Source organism: Pseudomonas sp. S5D5 (genome assembly GCF_003013355.1).
Taxonomy (GTDB): domain Bacteria; phylum Pseudomonadota; class Gammaproteobacteria; order Pseudomonadales; family Pseudomonadaceae; genus Aquipseudomonas; species Aquipseudomonas aylmerensis.
The window spans coordinates 1100768-1120395 of sequence record NZ_PTEO01000001.1; the positions used below are offsets into that span (position 1 = coordinate 1100768).

The window sequence follows — 19628 nt, forward strand, 5'->3', positions numbered from 1 at the left end:
CTGCATGAAAACAACAATAAAACTGGGCCTCGTCGCATCCTGCCTGACCCTTCCACTGGGCGCTCAGGCGCTGGAATTTGCCGGTTACTTGCGTAGCGGCGCGGGGACTTCCACGGGCAGTGGCAAACAGCAATGTTTCCAGTTGCCGGGGGCGCAAACCAAGTACCGCCTGGGCAACGAATGTGAGCAATATGCGGAGCTGGAATTGCGCCAGGACCTGCTGACCCTCGACGACGGCTCTGTACTCAGCGTCGACGCCATGGCCTCGCTGTACAACAAGTACGACCGCGCGCTTAAATTCCAGGGCGAGGACAACGGCTCGGCGCGCATGCCGCAGATGTATGCGCAATGGTCGAACCTGCCCGCGCTCAACGGCGGTTCGGTGTGGGCCGGTCGGCGTTACTACAAGCGTAATGACATCCATATCTCCGATTTCTACTACTGGAACCAGAGCGCCACGGGCGGTGGCATCGAGGACGTGCTGATCGGCGACCTGAAGTACAGCTACGCCATTTCGCGCAAGGACAACCTGTACCAGAAGGAATACGCCACCCGTCACGACTTCAACGTCGCGGGTTTCAAGACCAACCCCGGCGGCGAGCTGGAGCTGGGCTTGAGCTACATCGAAAAGGCCGGTGGGCGCGACACCAACAGCGGCTGGGCAATCACCGCGCAACACGTGCAGAAGCCTTTCCTCGGCGGCAAGAACAAGTTCGCCCTGCAGTACGGCGAAGGCCCCGGCACCGGCCTGGGCTACACCGGTAATACCTTCCTGGATAACAGCAGCAAAAGTTATCGCGCCGTCGAGTTTTTCGACTGGCAAGTGACCCCGCGTTTTGGCGGGCAGATCGAGGCGGTGTACCAGAAGGACATTCGCCCAGGCAGCCAGGACCAGACCTGGATGTCGGTCGGCGTGCGCCCGGCGTATGCCATCAGCGAGCAGTTCAAGCTGGTCACCGAACTCGGCCATGATCAGGTCGAGGCCAGCGGCGGCACGCGCAAGCTGAGCAAATTTACCTTCGCCCCGACCTGGTCGCCCAACGGCCCGGATTTCTGGGCGCGGCCGGAAGTGCGGTTGTATTACACCTATGCGAGCTGGAACGAAGCGGCCAAGCGTGCGGCGAATGAACTGGCGGCGGGCTCGGCGTTGTCCGATACCGGCGCCTATGGCACGGCGCGGCATGGGTCGAATGTGGGTGTGCAAGTCGAATATTGGTGGAAATAGCTCGTATTCAAGTGAGCGAGCTTTATGTAGGAACTGGCTTGCCTGCGATAGCAACACCTCGGTCTTACTGAGAAACCGAGTCGCCGGCATCGCAGGCCAGCCAGCTCCCACATTGGACCGTCGTTCGCCCTATGATTTTTACAGAACAAAATAGCAGGTGAAGTCATGACCACAACGCAACCCTTGGAACTGCTGGCACCCCTGTCCGGGGTGCTGCTGGCCCTGGACCGGGTACCCGACCCGGTATTCTCCAGCCGTCTGATCGGCGACGGCCTGTGCATCGACCCGACCTCGCAGACGCTCTGCGCACCGTTGGCGGGTGTGATCAGCAATATCCAGGACAGTGGTCATGCCGTCAGCATCACCGACGACAATGGCGTCCAGGTGCTCATGCACATCGGCCTGGACACCGTGAACCTGGCGGGCCAGGGCTTCACGCGGCGGGTCGTGGAAGGCCAGCGGGTGGACGCCGGGCAAGTGCTGATCGAGCTCGATGCCGACTATGTGGCGCTCAATGCCCGCAGTCTGCTGACCTTGATGCTGGTGGTCAGCGGCGAGCCGTTTACGCTGCTGGCGGCGGACAACGGCGTGGTGGCGGTGGGGCAGCCGTTGTTGCAGGTATCCCCAGGCGAAGTGGCTGAAGGTGCGGAGGAAGAAGAGGGCGACGCGCTGTTCTCCAAGCCGCTGACCTTGCCCAATGCCAACGGCTTGCATGCACGCCCGGCAGCCGTGTTTGCCCAGGCGGCGAAAGGTTTTGCCGCGAGCATTTATCTGCACAAGCAGACCCAGAGTGCCAACGCCAAGTCGCTGGTTGCGATCATGGCGCTGCAGACCGTGCAGGGCGATACCTTGCAGGTCAGTGCGGCGGGGGCAGACGCCGAGGCGGCGATCACGGCCTTGGTCGAATTGTTGGCCAAAGGCTGTGGCGAGCGCGTGACGGCGCCGGCTGAAGAGGTCGAGGTGGTTGCGCAAGAATCGTCGGCGAGTGTCTTGCGCGGCGTGTGTGCGTCACCGGGTTCGGCGTTCGGCCAGGTGGTTCAAGTGGCTGAGCCCGAACTGAGCATCACTGAGCAGGGCAGTACGCTAGCTGCCGAGCGCGCGGCGTTGGCGCGTGGCCTGCAGGCGGCAACCGACGCCTTGCAAACCCTGCAAGCCAAGGCTGCCGGCAGCGCCCAGGCGCAGATCTTCGCTGCCCATCAGGAACTGCTCGAAGACCCGACCTTGCTGGAGCAAGCCCACCGCCTGCTGGACGAGGGCAAGAGCGCTGCGTTCGCCTGGAACAGCGCCACGGTGGCCACCGCCAAATTGTTCCAGGGCCTGGGCAATGCGTTGCTCGCCGAACGTGCGGCAGACCTGGCGGATGTGGGCCAGCGTGTGCTGAAACTGATCCTCGGGATCCAGGACAGTGCCTGGGACTTGCCTGAGCGCGCGATCCTGATCGCCGAGCAACTGACGCCGTCGCAAACCGCCAGTCTCGACACCCACAAGGTGCTGGGGTTTGTCACCGTTGGTGGCGGTGCGACGAGCCACGTGGCAATCCTCGCCCGCGCCCTTGGCTTGCCGGCGATCTGTGGAGTGCCCGCGCAGGTACTGGCGCTGGCAAATGGCAAGCAGGTCCTGCTGGATGCCGACAAAGGCGAGTTGCACCTGGACCCCAACCTGGCCGAGATCGAACAGCTGGAAACGGCGCGCAAGCAGCACGTCCTGCGACGCCAGCGTGAAGTGGCGCAGGCCTCGTTGCCGGCGATCACCCGCGACGGCCATCATGTTGAAGTCACTGCCAACGTCGCCTCGCTGCAGGAAGTGGAGCAGTCCCTGAACCTGGGGGGCGAAGGCGTCGGCCTGCTGCGTTCGGAATTCCTCTACCTGGATCGCAATCGCGCGCCCAGCCCGGATGAGCAGGCGGCGACCTACAGCGCCATCGCCCGCGCCTTGGGCCCGCAGCGCAACCTGGTGGTGCGCACCCTGGATGTCGGCGGCGACAAACCGCTGGCGTACGTGCCGATGGACAGTGAGACCAACCCGTTCCTCGGCCTGCGCGGGATTCGCCTGTGCCTGGAGCGCCCGGAGCTGCTGCGCGAGCAGTTTCGCGCGATCCTCGCGAGTGCCGGGCTGACACGCCTGCATATCATGTTGCCGATGGTCAGCCTGCTGTCGGAGCTGCAGGCGGCACGCCGCATTCTTGAAGAAGAAGCGCTGGCGCTGGGGCTCAGCGAGTTGCCGAAGCTGGGCATCATGATCGAAGTACCGTCGGCGGCGCTGATGGCGGACGTGTTTGCGCCGCACGTGGATTTTTTCTCGATCGGCACCAATGACCTGACCCAGTACACCCTGGCCATGGACCGCGATCACCCACGCCTGGCCAGCCAGGCCGACAGCTTTCACCCGGCGGTGCTGCGCCTGATCGCGACCACCGTCACGGCGGCGCATGCCCATGGCAAGTGGGTCGGGGTGTGTGGCGCGCTGGCGTCCGAAGCACTGGCGGTGCCAGTGTTGATCGGGCTTGGCGTGGATGAGTTGTCGGTCAGCGTGCCGCTGATCCCGACCATCAAGGCCGGCGTGCGTGAGCTGGACCTGGACGGCTGCCAGACCCTCGCCCGCCACGTGCTGGGCCTGGAGGAAGCCAGCCAGGTGCGCGAGGCTGTGCGCCGGTATCGCGCGGCCACTGTTGAAACCTCACCTGTCGTGGAGCACTGAGCATGTTCGAGAAATTGCAGCGGGCGTTCTGGAAAGCCCTGACCCCGGATCTGATCGCCGAAACCGTGGTGGCGCCAGCACCGAGTGGGTTGTCGGCCGAGGTGCTGAGTGCACTGGGCGGCGCGGATAACCTCAAGTCGCAACAGCGCGTGGCACTGACGCGGGTGCGCGTGCAACTGCAGGACACGGGACGGTTGGATGAGTCGGCGTTGAAGGCGGCGGGTGTGCCGGCAGTGATGGTATTGACCGGCGGCGTCGTGCATCTGCTCACTGGCCTCTGAAGCCAGGCGCAGATCAAAAATGTGGGAGCTGGCTTGCCTGCGATAGCGGTGGGTCAGCCACTACCTTCAGTGACTGGCACACCGCTATCGCGGGCAAGCCCGCTCCCACAGTTTTGATCGTTGTTCGGGCTTGTGATTCGGGGCGCCGCACCGGGATTTGAGCGGTCTGATCAACCCGGTTCCAACCTTGGAATACCTGCAAAATGTGGGAGCTGGCTTGCCTGCGATAGCGGTGGGTCAGCCACTACCTTCAGCGACTGACACACCGCTTTCGCGAGCAAGCCCGCTCCCACATTGGTTTTCTGGTGTTTGGGAGAGTGGCTTACAGCTGCGGGGTGTCTTCCGGCGGCTTGGTCTTGTCGACGCCCGGTACATGCAGGTTGCCTTCGACCACCTGATTGCCTTCCAGCTGCGGCTGGGTCACCCAGGTGAGGATGTCGTAGTAGCGCCGGATGTTCGCCACGAAGTGCACCGGCTCGCCGCCCCGGGCATAGCCGTAGCGCGTCTTGCTGTACCACTGCTTCTGCGCCAGGCGCGGCAGCATCTTTTTCACGTCCAGCCATTTGTTCGGGTTCAGGCCTTCTTTCTTCGCCAGCAGGCGCGCGTCGTCCAGGTGCCCGGTGCCGACGTTATAGGCGGCGAGGGCGAACCAGGTGCGATCCGGCTCGGCGATGCTGTCGTCCAGCTCATCCTTGATCTTGGCCAGGTACTTGGCGCCGCCCATGATGCTTTGCTTGGCGTCCAGGCGGTTGGACACGCCCATCGCCTGGGCGGTGTTCTGGGTCAGCATCATCAGGCCGCGCACGCCGGTCTTGGAGGTGACCGCCGGTTGCCACAGGGACTCCTGATAGCCAATGGCAGCCAACAGGCGCCAGTCGACCTTTTCTTCCTTGGCGTAGGTGCGAAAGTGCTTTTCGTACTTGGGCAGGCGCTGCTGCAAATGCTGGGCGAAGGTGTAGGCGCCGACATAGCCGAGTACATCGACGTGCCCGTAATAGCGGTCTTTCAAGCGCTGCAGGGTGCCGTTCTTCTCGACCTTGTCCAGGTAGCTGTTGATCTCGTTGAGCAGGCTGTTGTCGTCGCCGGCGGCCACGGCCCAGCTCTGGTTGCTGGCATTGCCGAGGTCGAATGCCACGCGCACGTTGGGGAAGTACACCTGGTTCATCGCGACTTCGTTGGAGTCCACCAGGGTCAGGTCGATTTGCCCCTCGTCGACCATGCGCAGCAGGTCGACTACTTCAACGGCGTCGGATTCTTCGTATTCAATCGCAGGATTCTGCTTTTTCAGCTCCGCCAGTTGTTCGGCGTGAGTGCTGCCCTTGAGCACCATGATCTTCTTGCCCACCAGGTCCGCCGCGTTGGTCGGGCGTGACTGGCCGTTGCGGTAGATGATCTGCGGGGTGACTTCCAGGTAAGGGTGGGAGAAACGCACCTGCTGCTGGCGCTGCTCGCTGCTGACCAGGCCGGCGGCGGCGAGCACCGGACCGTTGGGCTTGCCCAACTGGCCGAACAGGTCATCGAGGTTGTCGGCGGTCTCGATCTCCAGTTTCACGCCCAGGTCATCGGCAAAGCGCTTGACCAGTTCGTATTCGAAACCGGTTTCACCGTTGCGGTCCTGGAAATAAGTCGCCGGGCTGTTCCGGGTGATCACCCGCAATACGCCATCCTCCTTGATTCGCTCGAGCGTGCTGGGTTTATCAACACAGGCGCTGAGCATCAGGAAGAGTCCGGTTGCGATGAGCCATTTGGCGCATCGCGGGCGCAAAGCAGTAGGGGAGAACATCTGCGCAGTATACGCAAACGGCCCACGGCGCCATATCTCGACAGCATGGGACTTGTCTGCTAGCGCCGGCAAAACTGTGCTGCAGCCCGCAGAAACGTGGCCTGGCAGCCGATTGTGACGGTTAAAATAACTGCTCCGAATACCCGGGAAAACGCCCCGATACCGTGCAAACCGTGCCAACTGACGTCCGGCAGCGGCCACTGGTGCCGTTTCGGGTGCCGTTGGCGATGGTTTACGCTAGAATGCACGGCCTCAAAGCACACCCCCTTCCCGAGGCTGTCCCGAAGATGTTGATCCTGCGCGGCGCTCCTGCCCTTTCTGCCTTTCGCCACAGCAAACTCCTTGAGCAACTGAGCCAGAAGGTTCCAGCTGTTACAGGCTTGTATGCTGAATTTGCTCACTTCGCCGACGTTACCGGCGTCTTGACCGCCGACGAACAGCAAGTGCTCGCACGCCTTCTGAAGTACGGCCCCAGCGTTCCCGTTCAAGAGCCGACCGGCCGCTTGTTCCTGGTTCTGCCACGGTTCGGCACCATCTCGCCCTGGTCGAGCAAGGCCAGCGACATCGCCCGTAACTGCGGCCTGGAGAAAATCCAGCGCCTGGAACGCGGTATTGCCTTCTATGTAGCCGGGCAGTTCAGCGATGCCGAGGCCGAGCTGATCGCCAGCAGCCTGCACGACCGCATGACCCAGATCATCGTCAGCCAGCTGGAACAGGCCGCCGGTCTGTTCAGCCACGCCGAGCCCAAGCCGCTGACCGCGATTGACGTGCTTGGCGGTGGCCGCGCCGCCCTCGAGAAGGCCAACACCGAACTCGGCCTGGCCCTGGCCGAAGACGAGATCGACTACCTGGTCAACGCCTTCAACGGCTTGAAGCGCAACCCGCACGACATCGAACTGATGATGTTCGCCCAGGCCAACTCCGAGCATTGCCGTCACAAGATCTTCAACGCCAGTTGGGATATCGACGGCGAGAGCCAGGAAAAAAGCCTGTTCGGCATGATCAAGAACACCTACGTGATGCACAGCGAAGGCGTTCTGTCGGCTTACAAGGACAACGCCTCGGTGATCGTCGGCTCCGTTGCCGGCCGTTTCTTCCCGGACCCTGAGACCCGCCAGTACGGCGCGGTGCAGGAGCCGGTGCACATCCTGATGAAGGTTGAAACCCACAACCACCCGACCGCGATTGCCCCGTTCCCGGGCGCAGCCACCGGTTCCGGCGGCGAGATCCGCGACGAAGGTGCAACCGGCCGTGGCGCCAAGCCCAAGGCTGGCCTGACCGGCTTCACCGTGTCCAACCTGCAGATCCCGGGCTTCGAACAGCCGTGGGAAGTGCCGTACGGCAAGCCTGAGCGCATCGTTACCGCGCTGGACATCATGATCGAAGGCCCGCTGGGCGGCGCCGCGTTCAACAACGAATTCGGGCGTCCGGCGCTGACCGGTTACTTCCGTACCTTCGAACAATCCATCACCACCCCGCGTGGCGATGAAGTGCGCGGCTACCACAAGCCGATCATGTTGGCCGGCGGCATGGGCAACATCCGTGAAGAACACGTCAAGAAAGGCGAGATCCTGGTCGGCTCCAAGCTGATCGTGCTCGGCGGCCCGGCGATGCTGATCGGCCTGGGCGGCGGCGCCGCTTCCTCCATGGCCACCGGCACCAGCTCGGCAGACCTGGATTTTGCTTCCGTGCAGCGTGAAAACCCTGAGATGGAGCGTCGCTGCCAGGAAGTCATCGACCGTTGCTGGCAGTTGGGTGACAAGAACCCGATCAGCTTCATCCATGACGTCGGCGCCGGCGGTTTGTCCAACGCCTTCCCGGAACTGGTCAACGATGGCGACCGCGGCGGCCGTTTCGAACTGCGCAACATTCCAAACGACGAGCCGGGCATGGCCCCGCACGAAATCTGGAGCAACGAATCCCAGGAACGCTACGTGCTGGCCGTCGGCGCCGAAGACTTCGCACGCTTCCAGGCCATCTGCGAACGCGAGCGCTGCCCGTTTGCCGTGGTCGGCGAAGCCACTGCCGAGCCGCAACTGACCGTCACTGACAGCCACTTCGGCAACAGCCCGGTCGACATGCCGCTCGAAGTACTGCTGGGCAAGGCCCCGCGCATGCACCGTTCGGCGGTACGTGAAGCCGAGCTGGGCGATGATTTCGACCCAAGCACCCTCGACCTGGCCGACAGCATCGAACGCGTGCTGCACCACCCGGCCGTGGCGAGCAAAAGCTTCCTGATCACCATCGGCGACCGCACCATCACCGGCCTGGTAGCCCGTGACCAAATGGTTGGCCCGTGGCAGGTTCCCGTGGCCGACGTTGCCGTCACCGCCACCAGTTTCGACGTCTACACCGGCGAAGCCATGGCCATGGGCGAGCGTACGCCGCTGGCCCTGCTGGACGCCCCGGCGTCGGGCCGCATGGCCATTGGTGAAACCCTCACCAACATCGCAGCCTCGCGCATCGGCAAGCTTTCCGACATCAAATTGTCGGCCAACTGGATGTCCGCTGCTGGTCACCCGGGTGAAGACGCGCGTCTTTACGACACCGTAAAAGCGGTCGGCATGGAGCTGTGCCCTGAGCTGGGCATCACCATCCCGGTGGGCAAGGACTCGATGTCCATGGCCACCCGTTGGAACGATGAAGGCGTGGACAAGAGCGTCACCTCGCCGCTGTCGCTGATCGTCACCGGTTTCGCCCCGGTCACCGACATTCGCCAGACCCTGACCCCGCAACTGCGCATGGACAAGGGCACCACCGACCTGATCCTGATCGACCTCGGTCGCGGCCAGAACCGCATGGGCGCCTCGATCCTCGCACAAACCCACGGCAAGCTCGGCAAGCAGGCGCCGGATGTCGACGATGCCGAAGACCTCAAGGCCTTCTTCGCCGTGATCCAGGGCCTCAACGCCGATGGCCACCTGCTGGCTTACCACGACCGTTCCGATGGCGGCCTGCTGACCAGCGTTGTCGAGATGGCGTTTGCCGGTCACTGCGGCCTGAACATCGTGCTCGACAGCGTTGCCGAGGATGCTGCCGAAATCAACGGCATCCTGTTCAACGAAGAGTTGGGTGCGGTGATCCAGGTGCGCCAGGACGCAACCCCGGACGTACTCGCACAGTTCAGCGCCGCTGGCCTGGACGACTGCGTGGCGGTGATCGGCCAGCCGATCAACAACGGCGAGATCAACATTTCGTTCAATGGCGACACCGTGTTTGCCGGCCAGCGCCGCTTGCTGCAACGCCAGTGGTCCGAGACCAGCTACCAGATCCAACGCCTGCGCGATAACGCCGACTGCGCCGAGCAGGAATTCGACGTGATCCTGGAAGAAGACAACCCGGGCCTGAGCACCAAGCTCAGCTTCGACGTCAACCAGGACATCGCCGCGCCGTACATCAAGAAAGGTATTCGCCCACAAGTTGCCGTACTGCGTGAGCAGGGCGTCAACGGCCAGGTGGAAATGGCGGCCGCGTTCGACCGTGCCGGCTTCAATGCGATCGACGTGCACATGAGCGACATCCTCGCCGGTCGCGTTGACCTCAACGAGTTCAAAGGCCTGGTGGCCTGCGGCGGTTTCTCCTACGGCGACGTGCTGGGTGCCGGCGAAGGCTGGGCCAAGTCGGCCCTGTTCAATAGCCGTGCCCGCGACGCCTTCCAGGGCTTCTTCGAACGCAACGACAGCTTCACCCTGGGTGTGTGCAACGGTTGCCAGATGATGTCCAACCTCCACGAGCTGATCCCGGGCAGCGAGTTCTGGCCGCACTTCGTGCGTAACCGTTCCGAGCAGTTCGAAGCCCGTGTTGCGATGGTGCAGGTGCAGGAATCCAACTCGATCTTCCTGCAAGGCATGGCCGGTTCGCGTATGCCAATCGCCATCGCCCACGGTGAAGGTCATGCCGAGTTCGAAAGCGAAGAAGCCTTGCTCGAAGCCGACCTGTCCGGTTGCGTGGCCATGCGTTTCGTCGACAACCACGGCAAGGTCACCGAGACCTACCCGGCCAACCCGAACGGCTCGCCGCGCGGGATCACCGGTCTCACCAGCCGTGACGGTCGCGTGACCATCATGATGCCGCACCCTGAGCGTGTGTTCCGTGCCGTGCAGAACTCGTGGCGCCCGGAAGAGTGGAACGAAGACGGCGCCTGGATGCGCATGTTCCGCAACGCGCGCGTGTGGGTGAACTAAGGCGGTGTACAAGCTTGCCTTCTTTGTGCCCGACAGCCATGTAGAGACGGTGAAAACCGCCGTCTTCGCAGCCGGCGGCGGGCGCATCGGCGACTACGACAGCTGCGCCTGGCAAGTGCTGGGCCAGGGCCAATTTCGCGCGTTGGACGGCAGCCAGCCGTTTATCGGGCAAGTCGGCCAGGTGGAAGTGGTTGAGGAATGGAAGGTTGAGCTGGTGGTGGCGGATGAGCTGATTGTGGCTGTTGTGGCCGCGCTGAAACTCAGCCACCCCTATGAAACACCGGCTTATGAAGTGTGGCAGTTGGCGGATTTCTGACCCGCAAGCTGTCATCAAGAAACCCGCTGGGCCAGGTTGGCCAGCGGGTTTTTTGTGGGCTGTCATCCAGCCGCAGCTGACACTTTACGGTGCGGGGACTAACCTCACTTCAACATGCAACGCGTCGATCAATATCTTTTCGTGGCTGAAGCGCTGGCCTTGCATCTGCGCCCAGCGGTCGACATAAAACAGCCCATCCTTATCGATCTTGATCGGTGTCGAGACGATCTCCCCGCTGCGGGAGTGATGCACCAGGTTGCTCTGTGACGGCGACGGGCGTTCGATCAGGTACAAGCCGGGTCGGTTCAAGCGCGACCTGTCCGCAGGCACAAAGGGGGCTGGAGCCTGGGTTCCGGCAACGCCGGCGTCGAGTATGAAATCGCCGCGCAAGGCCCTCGGGCTAATGCCCTCGTGCAGGGTCTCCCAGCCACCCGGACGAATGTTCTTGGCCAATGCCGGGGCCGTATCCCTGACATGCAGGCTGACCGCGCCTTGCAGTTCCGCCAGGCCCGGAACGCCCAGGTTCATGTTGGTGTGAGTGCTGCCAACGAAGGCGACCCATTTGTGAGGCCCGTGCGCCGCCTGGTCGGCCGCGATGACCTTGGAGGCGAAGTAGCTGAACATCCGGTTGCGGGCCAGGTCTTTCTCCGCCAGCCCCTTGATGTTGTAACTGGCGATGCAGTCCAGGGCGCGGATGCGCAGGCCGTGCCTGGCCGCCGCCTGGACAACCTCGGTATAGGTGTCGCTGCCTTTGTAATTGGGCATGTAACCCCGATCCAGTTGTTTGAGGTAGCGCTTGAGGTCGTCCGGAAGCCGTTGCGTGGTCAAGAACAGATCCAGCTGGGCCTGATGCATATCGGTCAGCAGGTGCTCCACGTAAAGCGTCTTGAATCCCAGCGTCTTGAGTTTCCCCATCGACTCGCGCAGCCACCGCTTGCTGGATCGTGCAGTTTGACCCTCACCGATTACGAGCCCTGCGAAGTCGCTCTGGCGCAGGTTGTCCAGGAACGCCTCCGCAGGCTTGGGCGAAGCCAGGATGGCGGGATCTGGCCGGGTTGGCGGTACGTGGGTGTCCAGGTAGTTTTTTGCATCTGTACTCAAGCGATGCCTGGCGTCCTTGAAGGCCTGGAATGCTTCGTGATGGGCCGGATTCTGCGGAACATAGATGGGATTGAGCCCATGCGGCACCTCGGCCTGGCGGGTGATGCTGCCATGTAGTGCGGGGGCAATGTCGTAGTCGCTGTAATGCGTCACCGCATCCGCCACCGCGCTGGACGCCGCTGCAGCCTTGGGCGCTGTGTACGGGGTCTGCAGGGTCAGGCGGTAATCGCCCTTGGCCAGCGAGTCACCGGCGATGGCGCCCGGCGCGTCGAGCCACACGCCGACAGGCTGATCCGCGGCCACATCCACCACGCGCAGTGCGACGGCGTCCTGCAGGTCTGCCAGGCCTGGGGTGCCCTCGAACGTGCGTACGCGGGAATGATCCACCAAGGCTATCCAGCGCTCATCCAGCTCGTTGAGCGCATCGGCCTCAATGGCCTTGTGGGAGTAGAAATTCCTCACACTGTTGCTGCGTGGCAGAGTCGGTGGGGTGTCGCCCATCAGCAGGGCATCGTCCAGCAGGTAAGACGTGGAGGCGTCCAGGGCGTTGACCTTCATGCCCTTTTCCTGGGCCTTGCGCACCAGGCTGACGTAGGAATACTCGGCGTTTTCGGCAAAGCCCAAGGCTTTATCCACAGCCTTGAGATGCTTTTCGATGTGTAGCCAGGATTTGCCGCTGTTGAGCTTCTGCAGTTTCGAGCGGAAGACATCGGTGGGCAGGTACTCGATGTAGAGGTGTTTGAAGCCTTTGCTGATCAAGGTGTCCATCTGGGTGATCAGCAGTTGTTTGCTGGCGATGGAGTCGGGTATCGCGCCGATCACCAGGTTCTTGTTGGCGCTGAAGGCGTCGCTGGCGAGCAGTTGCGAGAACGGCATGCTGGCGTCGATCGCCGGTGGATCAGCGCGAACGGGCAGCGGGTCGAGGTTCTTGAAAAAATCCTCGGCGTCCGTGGCCAGGCGTTCGGCCTGTTGCAGGTACGTGGTGCGCAGGGGTTTGAGTTCCACCGCAGCACTGCCCAGAACCACGTTCGGCGAGTCGAAATTCCATTCAGACCAGCGCATCATCCCTTCGCGCACCTGCGGGTTGAGGACCGGCTCCAGTTTGCTCGCGTACTTTGCCGGCATCTCATAGGGTGTGAGCTGCTGCGGTGTGTCGGGTAGCCTTTCATATTTGGGCGCGCCACCGACGACCCCGGTACGGCGCCACACGCCTTGCGCGTCAGGGGCTGCCACGCGGGTGGTGGAAACCAGCTTGCCGGTGGCCGGGTCGAGCCGGTAGAGCAAATAGCGACCGATCGGGTCCGGGGTGTTTTTCGCCCACAGGGCTTCACCGTCAAACAGCACGGGTTGCATGTTCTGCGGCGCCGGCGGCTTGGGTTGCAGCGGCTCGACCAGGTTCAACCGCTCGCTCGACAACGCGCTGCTTTTGGCGACTTGGCGTACGCCCGGACGTGCAAGCTGCTTGAGCGAAACCAGCGCCGGGCGCAGGTCGGTGAACGCTGCGCCGGCGCTGTTGAGCACGTAACCGATCAAGTGCTCCACGGCCGCTTCGTTGTCACCCTGCTGATAAGCGTGCAGGGCCAGCATGCCGTCCTTGAATGCCAACAGCATGCCCAGGCTCAAGCTGAGAGTCGGGAACGGCGCAGTGGCGATGGCGGTGACCCACTCCACGCAGGTCCACAGGATGCCGGTGACCATTCGGGTGCGGTTGTTCGTGGTGCCTTCAATGTCGTCGATCTTGCGCTGCAGCGGCATGTCATACAGGGCCCGGCGCAGATCCTGCAGCGGTGTTTGCTCGCGGGTCGAGTCATAGCGTGGCAGGCTGATGTCGGTGCGGTTCAGGCCCTCGGGCAGTTGTGCCTTGGCGGCATCCAGGAAGGCACGCACCCTGACCTGGGATCGGGTACCCACCCGCTGGGTGAAGTAACCGAGCATGGCGGGGATTTTTTTCAGCAGGTAGTTGAACTGCCGAGCCTCGCGAAAGCTGATGCCATCCGGTGCATTGGGGGTGTAGAGCACTGTCGGGAAACCGGGATGGCTGAAGAGGAAATTTCCCATTACCCATTCGCCATCCAGCAGCAGGCGATGGATCGCATAAGTGGTGCGCGTGGCGGGGGCGGTCTCGCCCATGCTGGCGATACTGCGCTCCAGCCATGCCCAATCACTTCCGGCGATCTCCCCCTGCAGGCGGCATTCAAGGCCGGCGTTCTGCATCTGGCGCTGAGTGATGGCCAGGGTCGCATTGCGTCGCAGGTCATAGTCCGCACTGCCGACGTTCAGCAGTTGAGCCTTGACCTTGTTGATGTAGCGTTGGCCGACCCAGGTGCCCGTCACCGAGCGTGCCACCGTGAGCGCGCCCGTGGGCCCCGTGATCGGGCTCAGGTCAACACCCTTCGGGCCTCTGAACCGCGCTGAGCGGGAGAATTTCTCGTCGAGAAAACCCACGCCATCGGCGTAACCGTCGCGGTACAGCTGCGTGTAGGTCATGGGCGCAGGGGTCGATGAGCCTATCAATGCCGGGGGCGAGAAGGCCCACACGGTGTCGGGGTCCACATCGTTGCCCTTACGTCCCAACAGCAGGTTCAGGCGCTGTCTGGCCTGTTCATGCAGATAGTCATTGAAGCTCGGGAACTTCGCGTCAGACAGCGGAAATTCGTTATAGGTGAGCAGCGCGCCCTCGCCGTCTTCCACCAGCTTCAATAGCTTCTGGCGGGTGTCGATGCTGGTGGAGCGGAACCAGTTCGGGGTGCTGAATTCATAGTCATCGACCCGTGTGGCCAGCACGTGCGCCGCCATGGCCTTGAGGCACGCGGCGTGGCTGCCGATGTGGCCGAAGCTGATTTCTATGGATTCATGCGCACCTGGCTCGATGCTCATGCTGGTCAATACGTGTGTCATTGCTGCGCGAAAACGCAGCGCAACCCGCTTGATCAGGTAGTCGGTGAGCGTGCCTGGCGGATGCCGCGTGCCGTTGTCCAGGCTCCAGCCAAGAATATGGCTTCGGCACTCGCCCTCACTGTTGAACACCAGGAACTGCTGGTCCCGAGGCGCTTGCGGCGTGCACAGCAGCAGGCGGATTACAGCGCCGCTGGCGTCGGTTTTGCGCAACACCCACAGGTCCTGCAACTGCGCTTCGTGCAGCGACAGCGTGGCGGCGCTGAGGTGGGGGGCGTTGCCCTGGCGCAGGTCGGTGATCAGCCCGTAGTCCTCGTCACTGAGATGCCCCTGCAACACGGCGGTGTACGCCAGTGCGTTGATGCGTTGGTCGAGCATCCGTTCGATCGCCTGGCTGACGGCCGGTTTGGCATGCATCTGTTGTTGCAGGTCGGCGAACTCGATACGCGGTTGCAACGTGCCCAGCGTCTCCACCAGCCAGGCAGGTGTCAGGTCCCGGTAGGCCTTGGGCAGGGGGGCATCCTGGTAGGTCAGGGTGGTTTTGGTGAGGAAGTCCGAGCCCGCCAGCGCGTCGCCGGTTTGCAGCCCGCGCAGGGCCAGGTCGATCAGGCTGCGCTCGTGTTCATATTCGCCGATGGGATCGACGTAGCGCCGGGTGCTGATCATCAGGTCCTGTGGCGCCAGGTCGTGGATGTCCAGTTCATCGCTCAAGCGTTCGAGCCATTGGTAGCGCGCCAGGTCTTCAGGTGTGGTGACCGGGCCCAGCAGGTCGAGCAGTTGTTCGCGGGCCTCATTGTAACTTGCCAGGTGGGTGGCGAGCGTGGCGCGGCGGGTGTCGCTGGCGCTGCGATACCAATCCGGCGCGCTCTGGCGCAGGTAGCGCTCCAGTAGCTGTCGGGCGCGCCAGCCCAGGCGTGCGTTGAAGTCCGGTAACGCTGCGGTGATGGCACGGTCCAGTGCATCGGTCAGTTGGGCGGCGTCGTGCGTCGGGTTGTCCTCCAGGCTCAAGGCGCGCTCGATGTCCTGGGTGCGCTTGTCGATCAGCGCGTCGTAGGTATGTTCAAACAGCGGTTTGTCACTGATCGGCGTCAGCGCCAGCGGCCAGATCGCTCCCGGCGTGATATCGCCATAGCGCGCGGGCAGCAGGTGCATGAAGGTGCGCCGTTGCTCGGCATCGTCCATCGCCTGCAGCCATTGGCTGTTCAACTGCGCCAGTGAGCCGAAGCACTCAATGCCGCGCGTAGGGGTGTACAGCATCACTTCGCCCACCGGCGGCGCAGATGTCAGGTCGGCGACCTGCGGGCTGGATTTTTCCGTCAGCACAAAGGCGCCCGCCAGTTCGACGGTGCGTTGCTGGTAGCTGAAGCTCAACGCATACAAGCCTGGGCGCAACGTGATACCCAGCGGCACACGCTCAAGCATGGCCTGTTGCTGCGGATGCAGCAGGCGGTCCTCGGCACTCAGCGCCGTTTCGTTGGCCAGCGCCGTGTACCCGGCGTCAAACGTCATGAAGGATTTAAGGGGCTTGCCATCGATTTGCTCATAGCGATCGAGGTGCAGCAGGTGAGCGTTCAGTGTGGTCTTGAGCGCCGTCACTTGGGTGGGCAGATTGCTTGACGTCAGTCCTTGATAGAGGGGCCGGCTCTTGGCCAGGAATTGCTGGCGGTAATTCGTCAGGATCCGATTGACGCGCTCCAGATAAGCCAGGGCTGCGGACGGCGTGTGTTCGGGGACTAACGGCGACTCGACCTGGAGCAAGTGATGCCCGATCTGGTTGAGGTGGCCCTTGATGCCTTCAAAGGTCTGGGGTGTGGTGCTCACAGGCACGCTCTCCATGCTGGGGGTAAGAACCCTCAGCATGCGCAGGCGGGAAGTTGACCAGGCGGTAGATAACTAGCGCAGGCAGGTGCCGACACATCCTGGTGACTTGCCCGGCGTTCATGGATAGCGCGGCGGGTTGAACACAGCGAGTCTCGGAGATTTCCCACAAACCTTTCGGGTTGTCCCTCGGAACTCTGCTGAATAGCCTTTGTTGGTCACTGACCATTCAGTGATCGGGATTTGAGTTCAAGGCCCGTTCAGCAGTGTTGCACTGGCTTGAGATTCAAGAAATGGAAACCCCTTATGTTGTCGCTCCGCGCCTCAATACGAGTAGCTCACTCGGACAAGCACTGATTTCAATGTTCAAATCCATTGAAGTGGAATTGATCCTTGAGGGAGCAAAGCCAGGAGCAGTCAAGGTCATCGTGTTCGGTGGCTGTGCTGTCCACCTATATACCCACCACCGTGTATCCACGGACGTTGATGCGGAGATTTATTGCACGAATATTCACCACAAGTTGCGCCTGCAGACGTTACTGGCAGAGTTTCCAGAGCAATTTTTCGACGAGCAGTCTGGCCGTGTCATGGAGCTCAATTACGACCTTCAATACAACACCGGCTTTGGTCCGCTTCACGAGGATTATTGGGAGCGAAGTATTCCCCTGGCAGAGTTTACTGCTGAGTCTGCACTGCATCTGCATATTGCTGCACCTATCGACATTGCGATCTCCAAGCTGGGTCGAGCTACTGATCAGGATGTAGGCGACATCATGGCCCTGCTCAGGGCTGGGTTCATTGTGACCACTGAGTTCCGTCGGCTGGCATTGCAGGCAATTGATATGTATGTTGGCAACAAGGAACCACCTGCCTCTGTACTGACCAATATCTTGCACGATTACCTGGAAACTGAAGTTGATGAAGCCTATTAACGGTCCTGTCCTCTCCGATGCCTTGGATATGCTGGTCAAAAGTCCGCTGAATCAGGCTGATGACAGTGCCCTTGTCTGCGCGGCAAAAGCGGTTTGGTATTCAGACACTAGTCTTGTGGGAGAGGTAAAGGCGTTTCTGGAAGTACACTCCAGTGAGGTGGAGCTTCGTCGCGCAGGTTATTTGCTGGAGCGTTTCACGCGCTTTTCGTGTGCGACAGACAGTCGGGTAGTCGAAGTGCTGAAGGTGCTTGAGCTTTTTCAGGCTGCTGCGTCCAAACAAGAGGTAAAACGGCAGGGTACTGTTGCGCTTGGCAGTCGCCGCGATGAGTTGGCGGTGTCGTGGGGTTTGAGTGAAGGGCTGGGATTGAAGGCTCAAGCGTTAATGCCTTTTCAGACCCGCCATTACGAAGCCGAGCAACGTTCGGTATCTGCTTAGGCATGAATCGCTATCAAAGAACCCGACTTAAGTCGGGTTTTTGCCGTCTGTGATATCTCCAGTTTTCGGAGATTTTCCACAAACCTTTCGGGTTGTCCGTCGGAGCCCGCCTCACGCATCTTCTGCAGTCGCTGCACATTCAGCGACCGCGACTGCAAGCCCGCTCCGACCGCATTGCCCGGTCGGGCACCGATCAACTGTGGGAGCGGGCTTGCCCGCGAATGGCCCGCACTGCCACCGCTGCGCTATACCTTGGCGCCGACCTCGCGGGCATTGACCAACCGTTCAAGTGCCTCGCTCAAGCCCGACGCCTTGTCGCCAATCAGCAGGTGCCACACACCGCTGTCCAGCTGGCTCACCCCCTGGCACCCGAGCGCCGTCAGTTGAGCTTCGGACAACTCCGAATCATCGCCCAGTTCCACCCGCAGCCGGGTCATCGCCACCGCTTCCAGCTGGCGCACATTCGCGCGACCGCCGAGTGCGCTCAGCCATTGCTCGGCTTCCTGCACATTCACGGCGACAGACTTATCCACAGGCGCCGCTGCCACCGGTGCGCTGGCCACAAACGATGGCATGGCCAGCCGAATTTCATCGGCAATGCTGTCAGCCAGTGGCCCGACCACCACTTGCAGGCTGCCCCCATTGCCAGGCCGCACGACGGCCATCGCCCCCAGGGCTTTCAACTCGGCATCCACGGCTTTGTTGCGGTCGACCATGTCCAATCGCAGGCGCGTGGTGCAGGCCCCGACACTGAGCAAGTTCGCCGCGCCGCCCAAGGCCTGGATATAAGCCGTGGCGCGCTGGTTGTCAGTCATCGCTTCAGCCTGCGCCACCTGGATATCCTCGCGGCCCGGTGTTTTCAGGTTGAAGCGGCGGATGCAGTAACTGAAGACGCTGTAGTAGATCGCGGCATATGCCAGGCCAACCGGGACCACCAGCCAGCCATTGGTGGATTTGCCCCAGCCCAGCACCATGTCGATAAACCCTCCGGAAAACGTGAAGCCCAGGTGGATATTCAACATATTGGTCAGCGCCATCGACAGGCCGGTGAGCAGCGCGTGGATCAGGTACAGGAACGGCGCCAGGAACATGAAGGCGAATTCAATCGGCTCGGTCACGCCGGTGAGGAACGAGGTCAGCGCCATCGACAGGAAAATCCCGCCCATCACTTTGCGCCGCTCCGGCAGGGCGTTGCGGTACATCGCCAGGCACGCGGCGGGCAGGCCGAACAGCATCACCGGGAACATGCCGGTCATGAACTGGCCGCCTTTGGGGTCGCCGGCAAAGTAGCGGGTCAGGTCGCCGGTGACCACCGCGCCGGTTACCGGGTCGGTAAAGCTGCCGAACACAAACCACGCCATGTTGTTGAGGATATGGTGCAGGCCGGTGACGATCAGCAGGCGGTTGAACACGCCAAACACAAACGCGCCGAAACTGCCGCTTTCCATCAGCAGCACGCCGAAGCTGTTGATGCCGTGCTGGATCGGCGGCCAGATCAGGCCAAAGATCACTCCCAGGGCCACCGCCGAAAACCCGGTGACAATCGGCACGAACCGTCGCCCGCCGAAGAACGCCAGGTACTCCGGCAGCTTGATGTCCTTGAAGCGGTTATACAGCGCACCGGCCATCAGCCCGCTGGCGATACCGGCGAGCATGCCCATGTTGATGGTCGAGTCCATCACCTTGAGCGTGGAGACCATCACCAGGTAGCCAATGGCTCCGGCCAGCCCGGCGGTGCCGTTGTTGTCGCGGGCAAAGCCCACGGCGATGCCGATGGCGAAGATCAGCGCGAGGTTGGCGAAGATTGCCTGCCCGGCATCGTGCATGACGGCGATGTTCAACAGGTCGGTGTCACCCAGGCGCAGCAGCAGGCCGGCAATCGGCAAGATCGCGATGGGCAGCATCAGCGCGCGGCCCAGGCGTTGCAGCCCTTCGATGAATAATTGGTACATGGCGGGTC

Annotated in this window: 10 protein-coding genes; 7 read left to right on the forward strand and 3 right to left on the reverse strand. The window is 62.2% G+C overall.

Translation table 11 applies throughout. The features are described from left to right. The first annotated feature begins 4 nt into the window (after nucleotides 1–4). The 3 genes from C9990_RS05270 to C9990_RS05280 all read left to right on the forward strand — a co-directional run bounded on the left by C9990_RS05270 (nucleotide 5) and on the right by C9990_RS05280 (nucleotide 4203). On the forward strand, nucleotides 5–1225 hold the full coding sequence (locus tag C9990_RS05270; RefSeq protein WP_065908656.1) for a carbohydrate porin: 1221 nt from the start codon (nucleotides 5–7) through the stop codon (nucleotides 1223–1225). 165 nt (nucleotides 1226–1390) lie between these two features. Then, nucleotides 1391–3922 (forward strand): phosphoenolpyruvate--protein phosphotransferase, encoded by a 2532-nt coding sequence (ptsP, locus tag C9990_RS05275; RefSeq protein WP_106802694.1) that lies wholly within the window; start codon nucleotides 1391–1393, stop codon nucleotides 3920–3922. 2 nt (nucleotides 3923–3924) lie between these two features. Further along, nucleotides 3925–4203 carry a PTS transporter subunit EIIB gene (locus tag C9990_RS05280; protein WP_106802695.1) on the forward strand — a complete coding sequence of 93 codons (279 nt, stop codon included), beginning with the start codon at nucleotides 3925–3927 and terminating at the stop codon, nucleotides 4201–4203. A 322-nt stretch (nucleotides 4204–4525) separates the two neighbouring features. Here C9990_RS05280 and mltF read toward each other — a convergent pair whose 3' ends face one another. Then, nucleotides 4526–5986, reverse strand: coding sequence for a membrane-bound lytic murein transglycosylase MltF (gene mltF / locus C9990_RS05290; protein WP_065908659.1), 1461 nt, complete (start codon nucleotides 5984–5986; stop codon nucleotides 4526–4528). A gap of 287 nt (nucleotides 5987–6273) precedes the next feature. On the opposite strand from mltF, the gene purL reads away from it, so the two are divergent. Both purL and C9990_RS05300 read left to right on the forward strand, forming a co-directional pair. Next, the gene (gene purL / locus C9990_RS05295; RefSeq protein WP_106802697.1) at nucleotides 6274–10170 is read left to right on the forward strand and encodes a phosphoribosylformylglycinamidine synthase; all 3897 of its coding nucleotides are present in this window, start codon (nucleotides 6274–6276) and stop codon (nucleotides 10168–10170) included. Between the two features lie 4 nt (nucleotides 10171–10174). After that, on the forward strand, nucleotides 10175–10486 hold the full coding sequence (locus C9990_RS05300; protein WP_003193986.1) for an NIF3 1: 312 nt from the start codon (nucleotides 10175–10177) through the stop codon (nucleotides 10484–10486). An 84-nt stretch (nucleotides 10487–10570) separates the two neighbouring features. Here the strand turns inward: C9990_RS05300 and C9990_RS05305 are convergent, their stop codons facing one another. Beyond that, nucleotides 10571–16303 carry a membrane-targeted effector domain-containing toxin gene (locus C9990_RS05305; protein WP_106802698.1) on the reverse strand — a complete coding sequence of 1911 codons (5733 nt, stop codon included), beginning with the start codon at nucleotides 16301–16303 and terminating at the stop codon, nucleotides 10571–10573. Between the two features lie 290 nt (nucleotides 16304–16593). Between C9990_RS05305 and C9990_RS05310 the strand changes: the two genes are divergently transcribed. Together C9990_RS05310 and C9990_RS05315 are read left to right on the forward strand one after the other, a co-directional pair. Next, nucleotides 16594–17232, forward strand: a complete 639-nt coding sequence (locus tag C9990_RS05310; protein WP_065908668.1) for a DUF6036 family nucleotidyltransferase — start codon at nucleotides 16594–16596, stop codon at nucleotides 17230–17232. After that, complete coding sequence (locus tag C9990_RS05315; RefSeq protein ID WP_065908670.1) at nucleotides 17216–17668, forward strand: hypothetical protein; 453 nt, start codon at nucleotides 17216–17218, stop codon at nucleotides 17666–17668. Before C9990_RS05310 ends, C9990_RS05315 begins: the two co-directional genes overlap by 17 nt. Nucleotides 17669–17913: 245 nt before the next feature. Here the strand turns inward: C9990_RS05315 and nagE are convergent, their stop codons facing one another. Next, nucleotides 17914–19620 (reverse strand): N-acetylglucosamine-specific PTS transporter subunit IIBC, encoded by a 1707-nt coding sequence (gene nagE, locus C9990_RS05320; protein ID WP_106802699.1) that lies wholly within the window; start codon nucleotides 19618–19620, stop codon nucleotides 17914–17916. Nucleotides 19621–19628 lie beyond the last annotated feature (8 nt).

Excerpts from the sequence above, each read along its gene's own strand:
- mltF (WP_065908659.1), bottom strand. The coding sequence starts at position 5,986 with ATGTTCTCCCCTACTGCTTTGCGCCCGCGATGCGCCAAATGGCTCATC.
- C9990_RS05310 (WP_065908668.1), top strand. The coding sequence starts at position 16,594 with ATGGAAACCCCTTATGTTGTCGCTCCGCGCCTCAATACGAGTAGCTCA.
- nagE (WP_106802699.1), bottom strand. The coding sequence starts at position 19,620 with ATGTACCAATTATTCATCGAAGGGCTGCAACGCCTGGGCCGCGCGCTG.
- ptsP (WP_106802694.1), top strand. The coding sequence starts at position 1,391 with ATGACCACAACGCAACCCTTGGAACTGCTGGCACCCCTGTCCGGGGTG.
- C9990_RS05270 (WP_065908656.1), top strand. The coding sequence starts at position 5 with ATGAAAACAACAATAAAACTGGGCCTCGTCGCATCCTGCCTGACCCTT.
- C9990_RS05280 (WP_106802695.1), top strand. The coding sequence starts at position 3,925 with ATGTTCGAGAAATTGCAGCGGGCGTTCTGGAAAGCCCTGACCCCGGAT.
- purL (WP_106802697.1), top strand. The coding sequence starts at position 6,274 with ATGTTGATCCTGCGCGGCGCTCCTGCCCTTTCTGCCTTTCGCCACAGC.